Raw genomic sequence first — 232 nt, forward strand, 5'->3', positions numbered from 1 at the left:
GCGCTGGCGGCGCTGCTGAGGGCGCTCTATCATTCCGCACGCTGGTGCCAGGATCCGGCGATCCGCGGCGAGCTGGCCGCGCTGGTGGCAAGGCCCGGTTTTCTCGGTCAGCCGGGGGCGATCCAAATGCCGGCGCTCACCGGACGCCTTCAACTGGGCGGCGGGGGGGGGCGGAGCGTCGGGGATTTCTTCTTGCCCTTCGACAAGGGGGCCAACTTTCCCTGGAGGAGCC

1 pseudogene is annotated in these 232 nt (G+C 70.3%); it reads left to right on the forward strand.

The window, feature by feature from the left end:
- Positions 1 to 232, forward strand: a pseudogene (locus KVT37_RS33140) (nitrate transporter); the annotation flags it as partial.

Origin of the sequence: Mesorhizobium sp. GbtcB19 (assembly GCF_019091085.1) — a bacterium.
Lineage (GTDB): Bacteria > Pseudomonadota > Alphaproteobacteria > Rhizobiales > Rhizobiaceae > Mesorhizobium.